Below are 20494 nucleotides of genomic sequence, written 5' to 3'. Positions count from 1 at the left end.
ACAAGCGAAGGGGTTTCAGTAAATACTGAAATCCCTTGGTTTTATTACAAAACCTAAACGTATCTTGCTCTGATGTACTTTATACTCCAGCAAGTTCTCTCCATACCCGTTATAAAACTGAAGGAAAAGGAATTGATTCTCATTCCGGTTGATCTTATAGCTGAATTCCAGTTGTGTATTGAAGTTCATCCGCCAAGTTTTCCGCTTGGTTAAAAGCAAGCCTATCTGAAAACGTCTGTTGTTTGTCCTGAAGTTACCGCCAAACTGAAACAGTCCGTTATATCTTAAGATATCCTTGTTCCGCCGGCTGTCTATAATCGGAATCCAGCCTTTAAACTGCACATCAAAATTGTCATTCAGCAATAAAGAAACGGCCAGTGATACCTTATTCCAGCTACGCGAATCCAGACTGTCTTTCCCGTTTGATTCGTGCTCCAGCATTAAATAACCTTTCCCGATATACCTGTTCTTGTAGATGATTAAATGCCCCAGTCCGAGTCCCGGATTAAAGTTTAATTCACGAATGGGAAGGGAGTTTTCGAAAACATTCCAGAAGGTCTTCTGGCTATATTGAAGAAATAAATACGTATCAAAAGGAAGGACACTTTTAGTAATACGCTGCATCACACTTACCTGAAATTTCACATCTGAATTAGTAGCTGTAGGCTTGTGTCCCAGCGTAGTACCCCCTATAAAATAATTATCCTTAAACATGGTAAAATAAGGCGCATCTTCCAATTCGGCCCTCACACTATCCCCGTTGTAAGCCGGGATAGGGATATCTAAAATCTGCGAGTATAATGCATTACTAATGAATAGCAGAACAGCAATATTAAATAGAGTCTTCATAATACTATATAAATTTAAAAGCACAAATATAGAACAGAAACTTGTATTATTTATAACTTTGCAGGCATGGAAAAAGTTCATAATTATTACCAAAATACCATTGAGGCCTATACACGCCGTGTAGATAATTTACAAAAAAAAATACATTTATTCGGTACCATCCGGCTACTTATCGTAATTGTAGCAATCATCAATATCTGGGTTTTAAAAGACATGGACTGGAAAATACTGGCAGGTATCTTCCTGCTTTATGCCATTCCCTTTGCTGTGTTGATGTTCTACCATTCGCTTTTATCAAACCGGAAAACCTATGCCGAGGCCTTAATCCGTTTATGCTCAGATGAACTAAAAGGACTGAACTATGATTTCAGTGCTTTCGACGGAGCGCCGGAAAAGATAGACGGAGAACATTCGTTCAGTCTAGACCTGGATATATTCGGCAATCGTTCATTCTTTCAGTCGATAAACAGAACAGTTACCCATATCGGAAAAGAGTTGCTGATTAACTGGCTGAGTAATCCGCTAACAAACAAGGCAGACATATTAAAACGCCAGGAGGCTGTAAAAGAGCTGTCTACTCTCTCCCATTTAAGGCAACATTTTTATGTAACCGGAACGCTACAGCCCGGCAAAAAAAACGACTCAAGGCTATTGTCTGACCTAAGCAAGCTGCCGGCCTATTTCTCCAAGAATTTGTTCTGGAAAACCTCTGTCTGGTTGATTCCCTGTTTTTGGCTGCTTGCCATTATTGCGCTTGGTTTCAATCTCATTCATCCAACGGTATTCAGCATTTTGTTTGTTCTCAGCTTTCTGATTGCTTATAGCAAACTAAAGAAAATAAACGAGATACATAATACCGTCAATAAGATGGAGAAAATATTCGCCACCTATGCCAGACTGATGAAAAGTATTGAAGGCGACTCGTATAAATCCGAATTACTATCCGACTTAAGCAACAAGCTGATATGTGACAACATAGCTGCCTCACAAGCCGTAAAGAAGCTATCTTCTCATATCGGCACCATGGATCAGCGGGGCACCCTGACAGCTGTTTTACTAAATATATTTACCTTCAGAGATATACGTGCGGCTATCGCGATAGAAAAATGGAACCAAACCTACGGCAAACACATCGATCAATGGTTTGACGCCTTGGCTAATTTTGACGCATTATGCTCCTTGTCTGGCTTTTATTTTAATCACCCGGACTATATGTTCCCTGAAATAGCCGATAGCTATTTTGAGATGTCAGGCAAAGCCCTGGGGCATCCCTTGATACCTCGCAACGCATGCGTAAAAAACGATATTTCAATCGAGAAAAACCCTTGGTTCCTGATTATTACAGGAGCCAATATGGCCGGCAAAAGTACCTATTTGCGCACCATTGGCATCAACTTCCTGCTGGCTTGTATAGGTGCTCCGGTTTGCGCAGAAAAGCTATCTGTTTACCCCGCCCAGCTGGTAACCAGCTTGCGAACATCCGATTCGCTGGTCAGCAACGAGTCGTATTTCTTTGCAGAGCTGAAGCGGCTGAAAATGATTATCGACCGCTTGAAAGAAGGCGAAGAGTTATTTATCATCCTGGATGAAATATTAAAAGGAACCAATTCCGTAGACAAACAGAAAGGTTCCTTTGCACTGATGAAGCAACTGATTACCTACAATACATGTGGAATCATTGCCACGCATGACCTGGCACTCGGCACACTGGAAGAGGAATTCCCAAATCAGATCAAAAACTATCGTTTTGAAGCCGACATAACCAATAATGAACTAACATTCTCCTACCTATTACGCGAAGGAGTTGCCCAGAACATGAACGCCAGCTTCCTGATGAAAAAAATGGGAATCACGATTTAAGATATTACTAGCTTATTTCTTGTAATATCTTAAAGCATCCGGTAAGTATTTTTGCAACTCGGCAATACGGTTAGCATCGCTTGGGTGCGTACTCATAATCTCAGGAACAGAAGCTGTTCCGCCTTGTGCCATCTTTGTCCAGAAAGTAACGGCAGCTTCCGGGTTATAACCGGCTATCGCCATAAAAATCAGCCCCATGTGATCCGCTTCATATTCATGTTTCCGAGAATAAGGCAACATCACACCATACTGAGAGCCTAAACCATAAACAGTACTGGCAAGTGTTTGAACAGCAGCCGATTTACCACTTACAGCCTGTCCTAAAATAGCTGCACCATATTCCGACATCAACTGTGTACTCATGCGCTCGTTAGAATGCTTGGCTACAGCATGCGCCACTTCATGCCCCATTACAGCAGCTACTTCCGCATCAGAAGAGAAATAAGGCATGATACCTTCGTAGAAGACGATCTTACCACCCGGCATACAGAAAGCATTCACATCTTTGCTCTGTACCAAGTTAAACTCCCACGAAAAATTCTGAATTTCAGACTCTAAACCACTGGCTTTCAGGTAAGCTTCCGTAGCTGCAGCAATCTTTTTACCTACACGTACAATCTGAGCCACCTGTGTTTGGTTAGTAGATACTTTAGCTTCTTTCATAAATGAGCCATACTGGGTTAGGCTACTGGTCAGTACCTCCTGGTCCGACACTAGCAGCATTTGCTTTCTCCCTGTCAACGGAACACTTCCGCAACTGCTTAAAATCAATAAGGATACAATAAATAAACCAACTAACTTTTTCATGTTTTCCTGCAACGTTAAAATTAATATGCAAAAATATATTTCTTTTTACAATATAACAATAAAAAATCCCTTTAAAACAAGGTAACAAGTAACATTGCAAATAAGTTCTCTTTCACGTTAAACGTTTTATATTTTCTTTCGTCTAATATAGTACAAAGAGGCTATACACTTTCGTTTTTTAGTATAGATACGATAGGTATTATAGGCAAAGACAGGTTTAGGGAGCTAAACCCTTTTGTTCATAATTATTATGTAGTTACTATAAGAGCCGTTTTACTGTGAAGTATAACGGCTCTTCTTTTTTGCTTTTATACGAAATAGTTGCTGGTTTACAACTGTCGATCAGGTGGTCGACAGCCATGACCTACGTGGTCGACAGCTGTGAACCAGCTGGTCGACGGCTGTGAACCACGTGGGTCACAGTTGTGACCCAGCAACTTTTTTCAAGAAAAAGAAAACAATTTATAGCAACTCTTGTTATAAAGACAGAGATAAGTCTTTAACCTTTATTCGATTTAACGAAAAATGATAATGAAAAATTTTACGATAATAATTTAACAATTCAGACACTAACAAACTGCTTCTTTATTTAGTTAATAACATATGTCAGTCGTGATAGAGCATTTCCATTTCCGGGGATGCTCTTCTTTTTTTCTTCACAAATAGATAGGAATAAAAGATATTTAACGGCCAGAATCTTTCTGTTTGAATATTTTTTCGTTAAGTTTACGCGTCTTTAAGACATGTAATCATTAAACTATAACGCATCATGAACAACGCTATTTTTAAATTCGCTAAACCTATTAACGAACCGGTAAAGGCGTATGCACCTGGTTCAGAAGAAAAAAAATCACTAAAAAACGCTTTAACACAATTATCATCCGAGGAATGGGATATTCCTTTGATTATCGGAGGGAAAGAAGTAAGAACAGGAAACACCGGTAAAGTAGTTATGCCGCATAACCACAAGCATGTGCTGGCAACTTATCACAAAGCAGGAGAAAAAGAAGTACAAATGGCCATCGACGCTGCTATGAAAGCGCACAAAGAATGGTCGGAATTGCCTTGGGTAGAACGTGCTTCGCTGATGATGCGCGTAGCCGAATTATTCGCCACAAAATATCGTTATTTGCTGAATGCATCGGTTATGCTGGGACAAAGCAAAAGCCCGTATCAGGCAGAAATTGATGCTCCTTGCGAGTTGATAGACTTTTTACGATTCAGTGCATTCTATGCCGGACAGATATACGAAGACCAGCCTTATTCCGATACAGGAATCATTAACCGAATGGAGTACAGAGCGTTGGAAGGATTCGTATTTTCCCTCAGTCCCTTTAATTTCACATCAATTGCCGCCAACCTGAATATGGCTCCGGCTATGATGGGTAATGTGGCCGTATGGAAACCATCTACTACCGCTATACACTCTAATTACCTGTTGATGAAAGTATTCCAGGAAGCCGGACTGCCCGATGGAGTTGTAAACTTTATACCCGGACAGGGAAGCGTTATTGGTAAAGTAATCACTGCAAGCCCGGATCTGGCAGGTTTCCACTTCACCGGATCTACCGCTACATTCAATACACTATGGCGCCAGATGGGTAACAATCTGGAAACCTACAAGTCATATCCTAAAATCGTAGGCGAAACAGGTGGTAAGAACTTCATCTTCGTTCATCCTTCATCTCCTACCCTCGAAGTAGCTACAGCTATCGTAAGAGGCGCCTTTGAATATCAGGGACAGAAATGTTCGGCCGGCTCTCGTGCTTATATCCCTAAATCCTTGTGGAAAGAGATTAAAGAGCAGGTTGGCGAAATGCTGAAAGATATAAAAATGGGTGATCCGACAGACTTCACCAACTTCTTTAATGCCGTTATTGATGAAGCTTCTTTCGACAATATCATGAGCTATATCAACCATGCAAAAGAAGCCTCTGATGCCGAAGTTATCTTTGGCGGAAAAGGAGATAAATCGGTAGGATACTTCGTTGAACCAACTGTGATACAAACAACTAATCCACAGTTCAAGTCGATGACGGAAGAAATCTTCGGCCCGGTAATCACTATCTATGTGTACGATGACGAGAAATTTGAAGAAACACTGGAAATCTGCGACCGTACATCTCCTTATGGACTGACCGGTTCTATCTTTGCCAGAGATCGTTACGCCATACAAACAGCCATGGATAAGCTACGTTATTCTGCCGGTAATTTCTATATCAATGACAAGCCGACAGGTGCAGTAATTGCTCAGCAACCGTTTGGCGGTTCAAGAGCTTCGGGTACCAATGACAAGGCCGGAGGCCCATTGAACCTGATTCGCTGGACAAATGCACGCACCATCAAGGAAGCATTGGTTCCGCCAACAGACTATAAATATCCTTTCCTTAAAGAAAAATAATCCTACCAATTGAAAGTTGGAAGTTGAAAAATGTTTTAATCTTCCAACTTTCAATTTTCAATTCTAAATACCATGATCGATTTCAATAACACCGAGATTGCATTCTCGTCTAAATCTAAATCTGAACTGAGAAATGCGTATGTATTGTTTAACGTAATGAAATACCCAAGCATCGTAAAGCTGGGTAAATTTGCAAGTAATATCGCGCTAAACATTCATTTCCCTTTAGGCTGGATCGTTAAGCCTACTTTGTACAAGCAATTTGTAGGAGGAGAAACACTGGAAGATACCACTAAATACATTAACTTCCTGAAAGAATACAATGTAAAGTCTACCTTAGACTATTCAGCCGAAAGCAAGAAAACGCCAGCCGGAATTCAGGCTACCTTTGAAGAAACGCTCCGCTCTGTAGACTTCGCCAAAGGCAATCCCAATATAGCATATGCCGTATTCAAGCCTTCTACATTAACCACTGACGAGGTACTGTGCAAAGCTTCTGAAAAAAGAGAAGAACTCACAATAGAAGAGGTAAAAGCGTTCCGCGAATTTAAAGAACGCTTCATGGCATTGTGCCAGCGAGCCTACGACAACAATGTTCGTATACTGGTAGACGCGGAAGACTACTGCTTCCAAGATGCCATCGACGAACTGACAGATGACGCCATGCGCCAGTTCAATAAGGAGCAGGCGATTGTTTTTGCCACTCTGCAGATGTATCGCCATGACAGGATGCCCTATCTGCGCCGTATTTATGATGATTCCATTGAAAAAGGATATTATCCCGGCATCAAGTTTGTACGTGGGGCATACATGGAAGAAGAGCGCAAACGAGCTGAAATTATGGGCTATCCAGACCCGATCTGCAAGGATAAGGCTGCCACAGATGAAAACTTTGATGCAGGCGTAAAATTCGTAGTAGACCATATCGACCGGATGCAGCTTTTCATGGGAACGCACAACGAAAACAGCAACTACAAGCTGGCAGCTCTTATTGACGAAAAGGGCTTGCAGAGAAACGACCAACGCATCTATTTCTCTCAGCTATTGGGCATGAGCGACAATATCTCTTTCAACCTGGCACACGAAAACTACAACGTAACCAAATACGTACCCTATGCCAAAGTAAGAGACGTGCTCCCCTACCTGCTTCGCCGCGCAGAAGAGAATACCTCCGTAGCCGGACAAACCAGCCGCGAACTCAAAATGCTGCAAGCAGAAATGAGAAGAAGGAAGAAATAGTTTATTTACTGGCTTTCAGACCACGGATAACAGCGGAGGTAAAGCCTGAGAGTTCCATTTCATTCAGGCCTCTGATGGTGATACCTCCGGGAGTGGTTACTTTATCTATTTCCATTTCGGGATTGCTTTTGTTGGCCAACAGGAGATCAACGGCTCCTTTTACGGTATGAACAACGATCTCCTGGGCTTCTTGAGGGTAGAATCCTAGTTCTACCCCTCCTTCTATGGAGGCGCGTATATAGCGAAGCGCAAAGGCTATTCCGCTGGAAGCAAGAGCTGTTCCGGCTGTCATCAGGCGCTCTTCAATCAGCATGGCATTTCCCAACTCATTGAATATACGCAGAATAAGTTCCGATTGTTCGTTCGAAGCATTATAGGCAGACACAAAGGTCATACTACTTAATACCTCTATGGCTGTATTGGGAATCACACGGAAAAGAGTAGGTGTCGCCATCTGGTCAAAGCCCGAGTGCTTGGTAAGATAAGACATCATCTGCTCAAATGTTACTCCTGCTGCGATAGATACAATTATCTGCCGGTCATAATCAAGTACCGTTTTGATATCGTCAATTACTGTCTCTACCATCCAGGGTTTTACGGCAATAATGATGATATCCGCACTACGTGTCGAGGCGATGTTATCTGTCGATACGTTGAAGTTTTTGTCATAGGCTTTGATCCGGTCGAGCAAAGCCTGCGAATGATCCGTACAGGTAATATCAGAAGTCTTAACAACAGAGCCTTTGGCAAGCCCCCGTGCGATAGCTCCACCTATATTTCCTGTTCCGATAATTGTGATTTTCATAAAAATACGTCCCTTTTTTAATATATACAGGGAACAAAAATAAGAAATTAATCGCATGTCTTGATTGCTTTGTTGTATATTTGCCTGTAAATACTAAAACTAAAAGGATAATAACATGAAAAGACTAATGAGCGCCGGACTAATACTGGCCATGTCACTCACAACAGCAGTAGCACAAAACGGAGACGATTACGTATTTACTCCTGTTAAAGAATTAAAGATCACATCCGTTAAGAATCAGAATCGGACGGGTACCTGCTGGTCATTCTCTGGAATAGCTCACCTGGAATCCGAACTATTACGGATGGGTAAAGGAGAGTACGACCTGTCGGAAATGTTTATTGTCAGCCACTCATACAAAGATCAGGCTGAGAAATATATCCGGACGAACGGTGTATTAAACTTCTCTCAGGGAGGTTCTTTTGAAGATGTTCTGTATGCCGTAAAACACTATGGCATAGTGCCCGAGTCTGTTTTACCCGGACTGAACTATGGCGAAGACATGCACGTACATAACGAAATGGAAAGTGCCGCTTCTGCTTATATAAAAGCCATCGCTAAAAACCCAAACGGGAAACTTTCTACTGCCTGGAAAAAAGGGTTCAACGGTATTATTGATGCTTACTTAGGCGCTATACCTGAGAAATTTACCTATAAGGGAAAAGAATATACTCCACAAAGTTTTGCCAAAGAGCTGGGACTTGATATGGACAACTATGTATCGCTGACATCTTATACCCACTATCCGTTCTATACTCCCTTTGCACTGGAAGTACCTGACAACTGGCGTTGGGGATTATCATACAATGTACCGATAAACGAGTTGATGGATATAATGAAGAATGCCATCAATACAGGCTATACAGTAGCATGGGCATCAGACGTAAGCGAGATTGGTTTCACACGCAACGGAGTTGCTGTAGTACCAGACGTAAAAGCCATTGAATCTTCCGGTTCCGACCAGGAAAGATGGACAGGCATGTCTCAAAGAGAAAAGAATGAAGAGATCCGCAAGTTGGTTGAAAAACCTTGCCAGGAAATGACCATCACACAGGAAATGCGTCAGGAAGCCTATGACAACTTCCAGACCACCGACGACCACGGCATGCAAATCTACGGCATCGCTAAAGATCAAAACGGCAAGAACTTCTTCATGATCAAGAACTCTTGGGGTACAGATAACAAATACAACGGAACCTGGTACATCTCGGAAGCCTTTATGGCCTACAAAACTATGAGTATCGTAGTCCACAAAGACGCTATCCCATCTTCCATCAAATCAAAGCTTAAGCTCTAATTTAATACATTATTTACCGGCCGGAGGCCGGTAAATAATGCTGCCAGTAGTTGGCCATGCTTTTGTATAAATGTAAAGTAGTTCCTTCGCCTTCATAGATGCCGTGAGTCCGCATCGGATAACTGATCTGACTGAATATCTTTCCGTGTTTTACCAGCTCATTTACTAATAGTTCGCAGTTCTGATAATGTACATTATCGTCTCCTGTTCCATGAATTAAGAGCAGGTTTCCTTTCAATCCTTCCGCATACGTAATGGGTGAGCCTTTTTTGTATCCTTCGGGGTTATTCTGAGGAGTGTTCATGTAGCGTTCCTGATAGATGGTGTCGTATAAGCGTTGGTCGGCTACAAAGGCGATAGCAATCCCCGTGCGGAATACGTCCGGATAGCGGAACATGCTGTTTAAGGTCTGACTACCTCCGCCGCTCCAGCCGGTAATCCCGATACGCGACATATCTATATACGCATACTGCCGACCCATATCCTGTATACCGCGACATTGATCTTCTGAGGCATACGTCCCTACTTCACCATAAATACACTTACGCCATTCGCGTCCGCGAGGTGCATTGGCTCCTCTGTTCTCGATACTTACTATGATATAGCCCTGGTTTGCCATATACTGTAGCCACAAATCGCCTCCCGACCAAGTGTCCTGAACCGTAGATCCGGCAGGCTCTCCATAGACATCTATGATAACAGGATATTTCTTTGAAGCATCAAAATTCACGGGTTTGATCATCCAGGCATCCAGCATCAGGTCTCCGGATTTTACCTTTACAAACTCTTTCGGATTCAGGCCCAGAGCGGCGTATTGCTCTTTTGCCTGTTTATTTTCTTCAATCATGCGGACAGATTCATGCTTTGGAAAGGAAACCATATCTATCACCGGAGGGGTTACCGAATTGCTAAACGTACGAACCGCCCACTTACCGGAGGGAGACATCGCATACCGATGTTGTCCCGACTGGTCTACCGGACTTAAGCGCTTCACCTCTCCTTTACCCATCAAAGCGGCACTGTACAGATAGCGCTGTGTGAAATTATCGGGCGAAGCTATGAAATAAACCAGCCCTTTATCTTTATCAGCTCCTACGTAAGAGATATAATCAAACTCCCCTTTAGTGATAGGAAGTATCTCTTTGCCGTCTCGGCTGATGCGATACAGATGTCTCCAACCGCTCCTTTCGCTTTCCCACGTAAAATAGCGATTATTTTTCAGCCATATGATATGATCGTTTGTATCTAGCCAAGCCGCATCGGTATCCGTAAAGATATTCATCGGTTCCTGAGTTCCAATCTTGGCAATCCAGACTTTATTGGTATTCTGTTCCCGGTTCATTTGCTGGATAAACAGCTCGTCGCTTTCCGGGATAAACTCCATACGGGGCAGATAGTTGTTGCGCGGATCTCCCGGAATAGGAATCCAGGTGGTAGCACCTCCCGCAGCAGGGACATAGCCTACTTTTACTGCCGAGTTAGCTGTTCCGGCCTTCGGATAAGGGAAATGTTGGATAGTCGGGTAAATATCATCTACATTGTTGATGATATCAAACACACCGGTTCCTTCCGTATCACTTTGCCAATAAGCGATATAGTCGCCCGAAGGACTCCAGCGGAAACCGTCGCGACAATCAAACTCCTCTTCATACACCCAATCGAACGTCCCGTTGACAATCGTTTCGCTACCATCGGTAGTTAACTGAGTTATCTTTCCTGATTCTAGATCCTCTACATACAGGTTGTTCCGGCTCACATAGGCTACCCGTTTCCCATCGGGCGAGAACTTGGCAAACATCATAGACGATTCCGGTAAGCCTTTTCCCAACTGCCGGAGGGTTCCGTCGCTCAAGGTCAATACCCAATAGTCGCCCCTCGTGTCATAGCGCCATACACGCTGTGTATTATTATAAATCAGTACCCGATTGTTATCCTCGCTCCAGGAGATACGTCCCATAGCAATCGACTTACCTGTAGCTTTGTCAATAAAGGAAGAAGCCGGTATAATCACCTCACGTTGATTGTCTTTGGCCCGATAAGCTACGACATCCAGACCACCTGTCTCTTTGTTCTGTTCCAGACGGGTATAACGCTCCCCGTCACTGAGCCAATTCATAGCACCTACACCCTTCGTGTCAATAAGTTTGCGGGAAAATACATCTTCCAGCGTAAACGTACTTTGCGCAAAAGATAGCTGATTGCATATCAGGAAAATAGTTATGGCATAAAGTAATTTGTAATTCATAAAACAAATGTGTTTAATGGTTTGCAATATAACAAAGAAACAAAAAGTTCTCCAAAATTCCCCAATAATACACCAAGAAATAGCAAACGAGCCAATCAGATTCACACGTGAGTGAATTTGATTGGCTCGCGAGTAATTTTGAAGCGCTTACTACCTAGCACTCATCACTTACTACTTCATCGCTTTGCGGAAGCGGGTGATGAAGTCTTCGGCTTCGCTCATAGAGAGGGAGAGCGGGGGAAGCAGGCGGATCGTGTGGGCACCGGCTACACCGGTGAAGACTTTTTCTTCAAATAGTAGTTTGCTTCGTATTTCTTTGATGGGCTCTTCAAATTCTATGCCGATCATCAGGCCTCTGCCACGTAACTCTTTGATTCCGGGGAACTGGCGGAGTTCTTTCATCAGGTAGTCGCCTACCTGGTTGACATTATCGATCAGCTTTTCCTGCTCCATAATGTCTAATACGGCAATGGCGGCGGCACAGGCCAGATGGTTACCTCCGAAAGTGGTACCCAACATTCCGTAAACAGCCTTGAACATCGGACTAATCAGGACAGCACCCATCGGAAAGCCGTTGGCTATTCCTTTGGCAACAGTAATGATGTCAGGACGTATATCCGCATATTGGTGGGCAAAGAACTTGCCGCTGCGTCCATATCCCGACTGTATTTCGTCCAGAATCAGGCAGGCTTCATATTGCGTACAAAGGCGGCGCAAAGATTGCATAAACTCGTTGCTGGGAACTTGTATCCCTCCTACCCCCTGGATACCTTCTATGATCACGGAAGAAACGTCCCCTTTTTTCAGTTCTGCTTCTATCAGATAAGGATCATTCATCGGGAGGTAAGTAACTGGCAGGCCTTCGTTTACAGGTGCTATAATAGAGGGATTGTCTGTTACGCGAACAGCTGCCGATGTACGTCCGTGAAAGGACTGCTTAAAGGAGATAATCCGCCTTTTCCCGTTATGGAAAGAGGCGAGTTTCAAGGCATTTTCATTTGCTTCAGCTCCTGTATTAATCAGGAAAAGCGCATAATCTTCATAGCCGGATGCCTTACCCAGTTTGTCTGCCAGTGTTTGTTGCAGTCCATTGATCACAGAGTTGGAGTAAAAGGCCAGCTTATTTACCTGTTCGGTAATGGCAGACACAAAGGTAGGGTGACTATGCCCCACAGAGATCACAGCATGCCCGCCATATAAATCAAGATACTCGTTGCCTTCCTTGTCCCAGACATGGCAACCTTTCCCTTTTACAATTTCTATATTAAATAAAGGATATACGTCGAATAGTTTCATCTTCTTTATTAAAACGCTGAAGGCTTGAGGTGTAGGCCTACGGTTTCTTCGAGTCCGAACATTAGGTTCATGTTGTGGACAGCCTGGCCGCTGGCTCCTTTCAGCAGATTATCAATCATGGATATTATTAATAGTTTGTCGCCGAACTTTTGCAGGTTAATCAGGCACTTGTTGGTGTTTACAACCTGCTTCAGATCGGGATTCTTGTCGGTTATGAAGGTAAACGAATGGTCTTCGTAATACGCTTCGTAAATTCGTCGGAACTCCTCCAATTCTATTTTAGTATCAATGTATGTACTGGCAAAGATACCCCTGGAGAAGTTTCCACGCACCGGTATGAAGTTGATACTGCTTTGAAAACTCTGTTGTAATTGCACCAGACTTTGCTTGATCTCTGCCAGGTGCTGATGTTCAAAAGGTTTGTAGATAGAGATATTATCGTTTCGCCAACTGAAATGGGTGGTAGACGATGGTTTTACACCGGCTCCTGTCGACCCGGTAATGGCATTCACATGCAGCTCTCCGTTCAGCATCAGATGCTTGGCAAGCGGAAGTACAGCCAACTGAATACAGGTTGCAAAACAGCCTGGATTGGCCACATACTGCGCATCACATATCTGCCGCCTGTTCAACTCCGGCAAGCCGTAAACAAAATCATGATCGTCGCTCTTGATACGGTAATCAGTAGACAAATCTATGACTTTCAATGCTTCGGGAAGCGGATTTGCTTCTATGAACTTCTTTGTATCGCCATGTGCCGTACAGAAGAAAAGCAGGTCGATATCATTCAATGGTAAGGCATCGGTAAAGACCAAATCCGTTTCACCATATAATCCGGCATGCACATCCGTAACCTTATTACCGGCATTACTTGAACTATTAATAAAAACGATCTCAGCATCCGGATGGTTGATCAGCAAACGTATCAGTTCGCCTGCCGTATACCCCGCTCCACCGATAATTCCTATTTTAATCATGTTTATTTACGTTATAATATATCTTCATCTGGTTGCCCAGTATTTTGGTAAAGCCTTTTACGTCTTCGGCTGTCCAGGCTTTTTGCTCTTCGCCGTATACGCCAAAGTCACTCTTCATCAGGTCGTGTTCGCTTTCAATACCTACTAAGGTGTAGGTGTATGGGCGAAGGGTTATGATTACCCGTCCGGTAACATTCTTCTGTGTACTTTGCAGGAAAGCCTCCATGTCACGCATCACCGGTTCCAGGTACTGAGCCTCATGCAGAAACATGCCATACCAGTTACCAAGCTGATCTTTCCAGTATTGTTGCCACTTGGTAAGCGTGTGCTTTTCAAGCAGTTTATGAGCATTAATGATGAGCAGCGGGCCGGCAGCTTCAAAGCCTACGCGGCCTTTGATACCGATAATGGTATCGCCTACGTGCATATCACGTCCGATAGCCCATTGAGCACCCAGCTCTTCTACTTTGCGAATGGCTTCTACCTTGTCATTATACATAACACCGTTTACACCAGCAATCTCGCCGTTTACGAAATCGATAAACATATCTTCTTCCTGCTCTTCGGCTTCCAGTTGAGAAGGGTATGCTGTTTCCGGCAAGGTTTGGTTAGAGTGCAACGTCTCTTTCCCGCCTACACTGGTGCCCCAAAGCCCTTTGTTGATAGAGTATTCCATCTTCACAAAGTCTGCTTCATATCCATGCTCTTTCAGGTAATTGATCTCGTATTCTCGGCTCAGGTTCATATCACGGGTGGGAGTGATAATCTCCATATCCGGAGCAAGCACATCAAAGGTCAGGTCGAAACGCACTTGGTCATTCCCCGCTCCTGTGCTGCCATGCGCTACGGCATCGGCCCCTATTTCCTTGGCATAGTTGATTGTTGCAAGTGCCTGAAAGATACGCTCCGAGCTCACAGAGATAGGATATGTACCATTACGCAACACATTGCCGAACACCATATATTTGATACTTTTTTCGTAATATTCCTGTTCGATATTGAGTGTAACATGCTTAACAGCTCCCAGTTGCAAAGCCCTCTCTTCAATAGCCTTACACTCTTCGGCTGTAAAACCACCCGTATTGGCAAGCGCCGTATATACATCGTAGCCCTTTTCTTTAGATAAATACATGGCACAGAACGATGTATCCAAACCACCGCTGAATGCTAATACTACTTTTTTCTTCATAAATTATATCGTTTATTCTTCATTTATTTGTTTTTGTTTTTCTGTTGTTCACGCTTGGCACGATGCGGATCTTTGGGGTCAAACAACATAGCCGTACATATACAATACTTACGGCCTGTACGCATCAGTACATCATGGTTTACACAGCCTTCGCAACCTCTCCAGAAAGCCTCATCATCCGTCAACTCGGCAAACGTTACAGGCACGTATCCCAGTTCGGTATTCATTTTCATAACGGCGCTACCAGAGGTAAGGCTGAACATTTTAGCTTTCGGCCAACGCAGACGAGCCAATGCAAAAGAAGCTTCTTTTATCCGCTTGGCCAAGCCATGACGACGAAACTTATCCACAACAATCAGCCCCGAAGTAGCCACATACTCCTTATTTCCCCAGGATTCAATGTACGTGAACCCGGCAAATTCCTCTCCATGAAGGGCTATAATAGCCTTTCCTTCTCTCATCTTCTGCGCCACATAGTCATGCGTACGCTTGGCGATCCCTGTCCCCCTCACGCTGGCGGCAGCTTCTATGGTGTCAAGGATAGTATCGACATATACCTCATGTGAGGCATCCGCCACCATTACATCGATATCATATATATTTATATCGTCTTCTTTAACAACTTTTTTTGCCATTAATGTAGTCTGCATTATAATAATATACCTTTATTTAATAAACCGGGCAATCGCCTCGGCAACACTTTCTCTGTCATAACCTTCGCGAGGCACCACCAGGATGGTATCATCCCCCGCAATAGTCCCCACAATCTCCTTAGGAGCATTAATATCAATATCATAGGCAATCGCCATTGCATGACCCGGAAGCGTCTTCACAACAGCCAGATTTCCTGAAAACTCAATATTCTTATACATCTTAGACTGCTGAGGAGCTGTAGGTTGAGTTTGCAAAGACGAATCAGGCAAGCGATAGACATAATTATCGTCCCCATCATGCATCCGGGCTATTTTCAGCTGCTTGATATCCCGAGACAAAGTAGCCTGCGTAATAGCAAACCCATTCGCCTCCAGACGCTTCAGCAATTCTTCCTGATTACAAATTACCTCCGCCTGCACAATCCTGCAAATAGCCTCCAACCGTTCTTTCCTTACACTCATTCCGTATAATTATTCAAAAACAGCCGCAAATATAATACCATTTATTGAATAAATATTCACTTTGCAGTTATTTTTGAATAAATATTTACCGTATAACCTAAACACCGAGACCGAACACTCCCTCTATACCCCCTACAATGAAACAAAATCGGGCGAATTATACCCCTGCAATGAAACAAATTCGTATCTTTATGCCATAAAATAAAGGGATTATGTTTGAACGTAGTATAGAGAAAGAATTGGTATCCTGGGCTAATGACCCATATCGCAAACCACTTGTATTGCGGGGTGCCCGACAGGTAGGCAAGACAACGATTGTAGATCGTTTTGCTGGAAAATTCGAGAACTACCTTTCGGTTAATCTTGAAAAATCAGAAGCCAGGAGGTTGTTTGAGGCAACCGAGAATGTAAAAGAATTGCTACCATCCTTATTCTTATATTGTAATGTGAAAAGAAATGAAGGGCGGACATTACTTTTCATAGACGAAATACAAAATTCTCCACATACGGTATCTTTATTGCGTTATTTTTACGAAGAATTATCTGAAATTCATGTGATTGCTGCCGGTTCGCTTTTGGAAACCATGTTAGACAGTCACATCTCGTTGCCGGTAGGACGTGTTCAATACATGGCATTGCAGCCTTGCTCGTTTGTTGAATTTCTGAATGCAACCGGAGAAGAACGCTTTCTGGATCCTATACGCAATGCCGATTTGCCGGATGCCTTACACAATATGTTGAATGAGCTATTTAATAGGTATTCACTTATTGGCGGTATGCCCGAAGCAGTGGCCAGATATGCTGCCCAAAGAGACTTTACGGTACTTGACAAGGTGTACAATAGCCTGCTGAATGCCTATAAGAACGATGTGGAAAAATATGCAAAAAATAACACACAAGTATCGGTTATCCGTTATATACTAGAAGAAGGATGGTCTTTTTCAGGCGAAACCATTACGCTGGGCGAGTTTGGTGGTTCGCCATACAAAGCGCGGGAAACGGGCGAAGCTTTTCGTATGTTGGAAAAAGCGATGTTGCTTGAGTTGGTTTACCCATTAACAAGCGCCAGAATGCCAATGATTTCGGATCAGAAAAAAGCTCCAAAGCTTTTTTGGTTTGATGCCGGGTTAGTAAATTATGCAGCGAATATCCGAAAAGAATATGTAACATCGAGCGACTTGATGGACACATGGCGCGGTAAAGCTGCTGAACAAATTGTTGCTCAAGAATTAAAGACCCTTTCATTTGATGTAGGCGTAAAACGAAATTTCTGGATACGCGCTAAACGGGGAAGTATGGCTGAAGTGGATCTGGTTTATCCATTTGACGGTAAAATAATCCCAATTGAAGTAAAAAGCGGACACAATACCCGGTTGAAATCACTACATCAATTCATGGATGAATCTTCACACGATATTGCCATCCGCATCTGGACAGGGAAATATAGTATCGATGAAGTAAAAACACAAAATCATAAAACATTCCGGCTCATAAACCTACCTTTTTACATGATCTCGACCTTGCCGGCTATTCTGAAAAAACAATAGCTGAGCAAGCCGGAGTTAAATTGTCATTCTGCTATTATCAGACACATTTGACATTCTGACAAAACAACTATCAAAATACGGAGCTATTTGACCCTGGATCGGAGCTACTTGCAAAGGAATAGTTAAAATTACAGGTTAAGGTTTTCCACTTTGCAAGCAATTAGAAATTGGAAGTTGAAAATTGAATATGCATCAAAAGATTTTTCATTCATCATTCTACATTCTTCATTCAAACTCTTTCTTTTTGCTATTTCAATCTTGAAGGTGATTTTTGAGGCTTTTGGGGTAAAAATGGCTATTTTAGAGGCTTTTTTCTTGTATATTGAGGCTTTTTTTGGATGATTTCGGTCATTTATTTGAATAAAAACGGTAAATCATCCAAATAAAAGTGGTGAATCATTTAGATGAATTCGCTCATTTTTAAAGAAAATTCCGCAAAAATATTAGATATTGACGAGTATTTTTTCGTTTTGTTTCGATAGTGACTAGAAATATCATCGACTTCGTCTAAAGTGAAAGTTAGAAAAAAAACGTCTTTCCGTCAAATAATGTCACAATATATCTGACTATATAATCATATTGATATTTCAGAAAGCCCTAGCCGGGCTTTTAAATCTTTTCCCTCTCCTATTCGTGAATGTGGAGGTAATTGTGTATTTTTGCTTGCGGAATAGTAATCTTAATGGATAGAACCGATGTTTGACAATGAGAAAAGGGCTTTTGTGGCCATATCTGAAGATACGGAAGTTTGCTTGGTGCCTAAGATGGCCAATCGACATGGACTGATTACCGGGGCTACCGGTACGGGTAAAACGGTTACGCTACAGACGCTGGCGGAGACGTTTAGCCGGATGGGGGTTCCTGTTTTTGCGGCTGACGTAAAGGGGGACTTGTCGGGTGTGGCTGCTGTTGGCGGCAATAAAGAGAGTGTAACCCAGCGGGTTGAGACCTATGGTTTAGCGGATAAGGGCTTTACGTTTCAGGCATTTCCTGTGCAGTTTTGGGATGTGTTTGGCGAACAAGGGGCTCCGGTAAGGGCTACGATTGCGGATATGGGGCCTCTGTTGCTGAGCAGGCTTTTATCACTGAATGACACACAGTCGGCTGTTCTGACGATTATTTTTAAGATTGCGAAAGATGAGTCGATGGAGATTATCGACTTGAAAGACTTACAGAAACTACTTGAATATGTGGGAAATAACGCTTCGCGTTTTACAACGGCTTACGGAAACATCTCTACTGCCAGCATCGGAGCGATTCAGCGGGGGCTGATTACCCTGGAGCATGACGGAGCAGATAAGTTCTTCGGCGAACCGAATCTTAATATAGACGACCTGATACAAACCGTAGGGGATAAGGGAGTTATCAACATTCTTGCTTCTGATAAGCTGATGAATTCGCCACGGGTATATACCACCTTCCTGATGTGGCTGATGACGAAGTTGTTTGATGTATTGCCCGAAGTAGGCGATCCGGACAAACCCAAACTGGTATTCTTCTTTGACGAAGCACATCTGTTGTTCGCTGACGCTCAGAAGGCATTGCTGGAAAAGATCGAACAGGTGGTGCGTCTGATCCGCTCTAAAGGGGTAGGTATTTACTTTATCTCACAAACGCCATCGGATATTCCCGATTCGGTACTGGGGCAGTTGGGTAACCGGGTGCAGCACGCCCTGCGAGCCTATACACCGAAAGACCAGAAGGCTGTAAAAGTAGCGGCTCAAACCTTCCGTGCCAATCCTAAATTTGACACCGAATCGGCTATCATGGAGTTGGGTACGGGTGAAGCGCTGGTTTCCTTCCTGGACGAAAAAGGCCGTCCCAATCCGGTAGAAAGAGCCTACATCCTGCCTCCTGAAGGACAGATCGGCCCGCTCGACACAGCAGAGCGCAACAAGATGACTACTTCTTCTCTATTATACAGGCATTATGCCCAACTGATAGACCGTACATCTGCCTTTGAAATTCTGACGGAACGTCTACAGAATACCCTGAGCGAAAAAGAGCAGGTGGCAAAAGACAAAGCAGATGCCAAAGCACAGAAAGAGCTGGAAAAAGCCCGCCGTGAAGAGGAAAAAGCGGCACAAAAAAGGGCGACAGAAAACAAACGTTTCTGGAACAAGATGGCTACTACAGTCTTTGTGCCTATAGCTAAGCAAGTTGTCAACATATTGGTGAAAGGAGCATCAAAAAAGAAATAGCATTTTTATAGACAAATAGGTTCATCGATGAAAAAATGGCAATAAAAAGCATTAAACCATAACTTTTAGCTTTTTCTTTATATCTTTGGGGCTCAATTAAAACTTGATTCGATGAATGAGCAGATAAAACAGATAGCCGAACGCCTGGCAGGCCTGCGGGATGCCCTGGATATTTCTCCCGAAGAGATGGCCAAAGCGTGTAGCCTTACTGCTGAAGAGTATCTGAAACTGGAGAGTGGAACGGTAGACATATCGGTCAGCGTACTTCACCAGATATCCCAGGCGTATAGTATTGAGTTAACGACTTTAATGTTTGGTGACGAACCCAAAATGAGTAGCTATTTTGTTACCCGCAAAGGGAAAGGAATAGCTGTAGAACGCACCAAGGCCTACAGGTACCAGTCGCTGGCTGCCGGTTTCACCCAGCGCAAGGCCGACCCTTTTCTGGTAACTGTTCATCCCAAACCCGAAGAAGAGTCCATCTATCTGAATGCACACTCCGGACAGGAATTCAACCTGGTATTAAGTGGGCGTATGCTCTTCCATATCAACGGCAAAGACCTGATACTGGAAACAGGCGACAGTGTGTATTTCAACTCCGAACTTCCGCATGGAATGAAGGCTTTGGATAATGAGAAAGTCCGTTTTTTAGCCATCATATTATAG

At 43.2% G+C, this 20494-nt stretch carries 16 protein-coding genes; 7 read left to right on the top strand and 9 right to left on the bottom strand.

Annotated elements, in window-relative coordinates:
* Positions 1 to 15: 15 nt before the first annotated feature.
* Positions 16 to 849, bottom strand: coding sequence for a phospholipase A (locus M2470_RS03715; protein WP_280743900.1), 834 nt, complete (start codon positions 847 to 849; stop codon positions 16 to 18).
* A 66-nt stretch (positions 850 to 915) separates the two neighbouring features.
* Here M2470_RS03715 and M2470_RS03710 point away from each other — a divergent pair, with 66 nt between their 5' ends.
* Positions 916 to 2709 carry a MutS family DNA mismatch repair protein gene (locus tag M2470_RS03710; RefSeq protein WP_280743901.1) on the top strand — a complete coding sequence of 598 codons (1794 nt, stop codon included), beginning with the start codon at positions 916 to 918 and terminating at the stop codon, positions 2707 to 2709.
* Between the two features lie 12 nt (positions 2710 to 2721).
* On the opposite strand, the gene M2470_RS03705 is transcribed toward M2470_RS03710, so the two are convergent.
* A complete protein-coding gene (locus tag M2470_RS03705) occupies positions 2722 to 3516 on the bottom strand; it encodes a M48 family metallopeptidase (RefSeq protein WP_280743902.1) in 795 nt (264 codons plus the stop codon).
* 769 nt (positions 3517 to 4285) lie between these two features.
* Here M2470_RS03705 and pruA point away from each other — a divergent pair.
* Both pruA and M2470_RS03695 read left to right on the top strand, forming a co-directional pair.
* The gene (gene pruA, locus M2470_RS03700; protein ID WP_280743903.1) at positions 4286 to 5917 is read left to right on the top strand and encodes an L-glutamate gamma-semialdehyde dehydrogenase; all 1632 of its coding nucleotides are present in this window, start codon (positions 4286 to 4288) and stop codon (positions 5915 to 5917) included.
* A 72-nt stretch (positions 5918 to 5989) separates the two neighbouring features.
* Positions 5990 to 7156, top strand: coding sequence for a proline dehydrogenase family protein (locus M2470_RS03695; RefSeq protein ID WP_280743904.1), 1167 nt, complete (start codon positions 5990 to 5992; stop codon positions 7154 to 7156).
* Position 7157: 1 nt separating this feature from the next.
* Here the strand turns inward: M2470_RS03695 and proC are convergent, their stop codons facing one another.
* Complete coding sequence (gene proC / locus M2470_RS03690) at positions 7158 to 7961, bottom strand: pyrroline-5-carboxylate reductase (RefSeq protein ID WP_280743905.1); 804 nt, start codon at positions 7959 to 7961, stop codon at positions 7158 to 7160.
* Between the two features lie 151 nt (positions 7962 to 8112).
* Between proC and M2470_RS03685 the strand changes: the two genes are divergently transcribed.
* Positions 8113 to 9258 carry a C1 family peptidase gene (locus M2470_RS03685; protein ID WP_280743946.1) on the top strand — a complete coding sequence of 382 codons (1146 nt, stop codon included), beginning with the start codon at positions 8113 to 8115 and terminating at the stop codon, positions 9256 to 9258.
* Positions 9259 to 9271: 13 nt separating this feature from the next.
* On the opposite strand, the gene M2470_RS03680 is transcribed toward M2470_RS03685, so the two are convergent.
* The 6 genes from M2470_RS03680 to argR form a co-directional block, all read right to left on the bottom strand.
* Positions 9272 to 11503 (bottom strand): S9 family peptidase, encoded by a 2232-nt coding sequence (locus tag M2470_RS03680; protein ID WP_280743906.1) that lies wholly within the window; start codon positions 11501 to 11503, stop codon positions 9272 to 9274.
* A 171-nt stretch (positions 11504 to 11674) separates the two neighbouring features.
* Entirely contained in the window at positions 11675 to 12799 is a 1125-nt protein-coding gene (locus tag M2470_RS03675; RefSeq protein ID WP_280743907.1) for an aspartate aminotransferase family protein, read from the bottom strand.
* 8 nt (positions 12800 to 12807) lie between these two features.
* A complete protein-coding gene (gene argC, locus M2470_RS03670; RefSeq protein ID WP_280743908.1) occupies positions 12808 to 13776 on the bottom strand; it encodes an N-acetyl-gamma-glutamyl-phosphate reductase in 969 nt (322 codons plus the stop codon).
* Positions 13769 to 14965, bottom strand: coding sequence for an argininosuccinate synthase domain-containing protein (locus M2470_RS03665; RefSeq protein ID WP_280743909.1), 1197 nt, complete (start codon positions 14963 to 14965; stop codon positions 13769 to 13771). The genes argC and M2470_RS03665 overlap by 8 nt, the downstream gene beginning before the upstream one ends.
* Positions 14966 to 14988: 23 nt before the next feature.
* Positions 14989 to 15570, bottom strand: coding sequence for a GNAT family N-acetyltransferase (locus tag M2470_RS03660; RefSeq protein ID WP_280743947.1), 582 nt, complete (start codon positions 15568 to 15570; stop codon positions 14989 to 14991).
* 60 nt (positions 15571 to 15630) lie between these two features.
* The gene (gene argR, locus M2470_RS03655; protein ID WP_280743910.1) at positions 15631 to 16080 is read right to left on the bottom strand and encodes an arginine repressor; all 450 of its coding nucleotides are present in this window, start codon (positions 16078 to 16080) and stop codon (positions 15631 to 15633) included.
* A gap of 212 nt (positions 16081 to 16292) precedes the next feature.
* Here argR and M2470_RS03650 point away from each other — a divergent pair, with 212 nt between their 5' ends.
* The 3 genes from M2470_RS03650 to M2470_RS03640 all read left to right on the top strand — a co-directional run bounded on the left by M2470_RS03650 (position 16293) and on the right by M2470_RS03640 (position 20494).
* Positions 16293 to 17627 (top strand): AAA family ATPase, encoded by a 1335-nt coding sequence (locus M2470_RS03650; protein WP_280743911.1) that lies wholly within the window; start codon positions 16293 to 16295, stop codon positions 17625 to 17627.
* Between the two features lie 695 nt (positions 17628 to 18322).
* Positions 18323 to 19828 (top strand): helicase HerA-like domain-containing protein, encoded by a 1506-nt coding sequence (locus tag M2470_RS03645; RefSeq protein WP_280743912.1) that lies wholly within the window; start codon positions 18323 to 18325, stop codon positions 19826 to 19828.
* Positions 19829 to 19939: 111 nt separating this feature from the next.
* A complete protein-coding gene (locus M2470_RS03640) occupies positions 19940 to 20494 on the top strand; it encodes a cupin domain-containing protein (RefSeq protein ID WP_280743913.1) in 555 nt (184 codons plus the stop codon).

This window comes from Parabacteroides sp. PH5-46, from assembly GCF_029892785.1.
GTDB lineage: Bacteria > Bacteroidota > Bacteroidia > Bacteroidales > Tannerellaceae > DFXE01.
Note: the sequence above shows the minus strand (reverse complement) of the source record. Positions and strands in the feature narration are given on the sequence as shown.

Bases quoted from the DNA above. Each gene is read 5' to 3' on its own strand.
- M2470_RS03695 (WP_280743904.1), top strand. From the start codon at position 5,990: ATGATCGATTTCAATAACACCGAGATTGCATTCTCGTCTAAATCTAAA.
- proC (WP_280743905.1), bottom strand. From the start codon at position 7,961: ATGAAAATCACAATTATCGGAACAGGAAATATAGGTGGAGCTATCGCA.
- pruA (WP_280743903.1), top strand. From the start codon at position 4,286: ATGAACAACGCTATTTTTAAATTCGCTAAACCTATTAACGAACCGGTA.
- M2470_RS03705 (WP_280743902.1), bottom strand. From the start codon at position 3,516: ATGAAAAAGTTAGTTGGTTTATTTATTGTATCCTTATTGATTTTAAGC.
- M2470_RS03680 (WP_280743906.1), bottom strand. From the start codon at position 11,503: ATGAATTACAAATTACTTTATGCCATAACTATTTTCCTGATATGCAAT.
- M2470_RS03715 (WP_280743900.1), bottom strand. From the start codon at position 849: ATGAAGACTCTATTTAATATTGCTGTTCTGCTATTCATTAGTAATGCA.
- M2470_RS03650 (WP_280743911.1), top strand. From the start codon at position 16,293: ATGTTTGAACGTAGTATAGAGAAAGAATTGGTATCCTGGGCTAATGAC.
- M2470_RS03685 (WP_280743946.1), top strand. From the start codon at position 8,113: ATGTCACTCACAACAGCAGTAGCACAAAACGGAGACGATTACGTATTT.
- argR (WP_280743910.1), bottom strand. From the start codon at position 16,080: ATGAGTGTAAGGAAAGAACGGTTGGAGGCTATTTGCAGGATTGTGCAG.
- M2470_RS03675 (WP_280743907.1), bottom strand. From the start codon at position 12,799: ATGAAACTATTCGACGTATATCCTTTATTTAATATAGAAATTGTAAAA.
- M2470_RS03645 (WP_280743912.1), top strand. From the start codon at position 18,323: ATGTTTGACAATGAGAAAAGGGCTTTTGTGGCCATATCTGAAGATACG.
- M2470_RS03710 (WP_280743901.1), top strand. From the start codon at position 916: ATGGAAAAAGTTCATAATTATTACCAAAATACCATTGAGGCCTATACA.
- argC (WP_280743908.1), bottom strand. From the start codon at position 13,776: ATGATTAAAATAGGAATTATCGGTGGAGCGGGGTATACGGCAGGCGAA.
- M2470_RS03640 (WP_280743913.1), top strand. From the start codon at position 19,940: ATGAATGAGCAGATAAAACAGATAGCCGAACGCCTGGCAGGCCTGCGG.
- M2470_RS03665 (WP_280743909.1), bottom strand. From the start codon at position 14,965: ATGAAGAAAAAAGTAGTATTAGCATTCAGCGGTGGTTTGGATACATCG.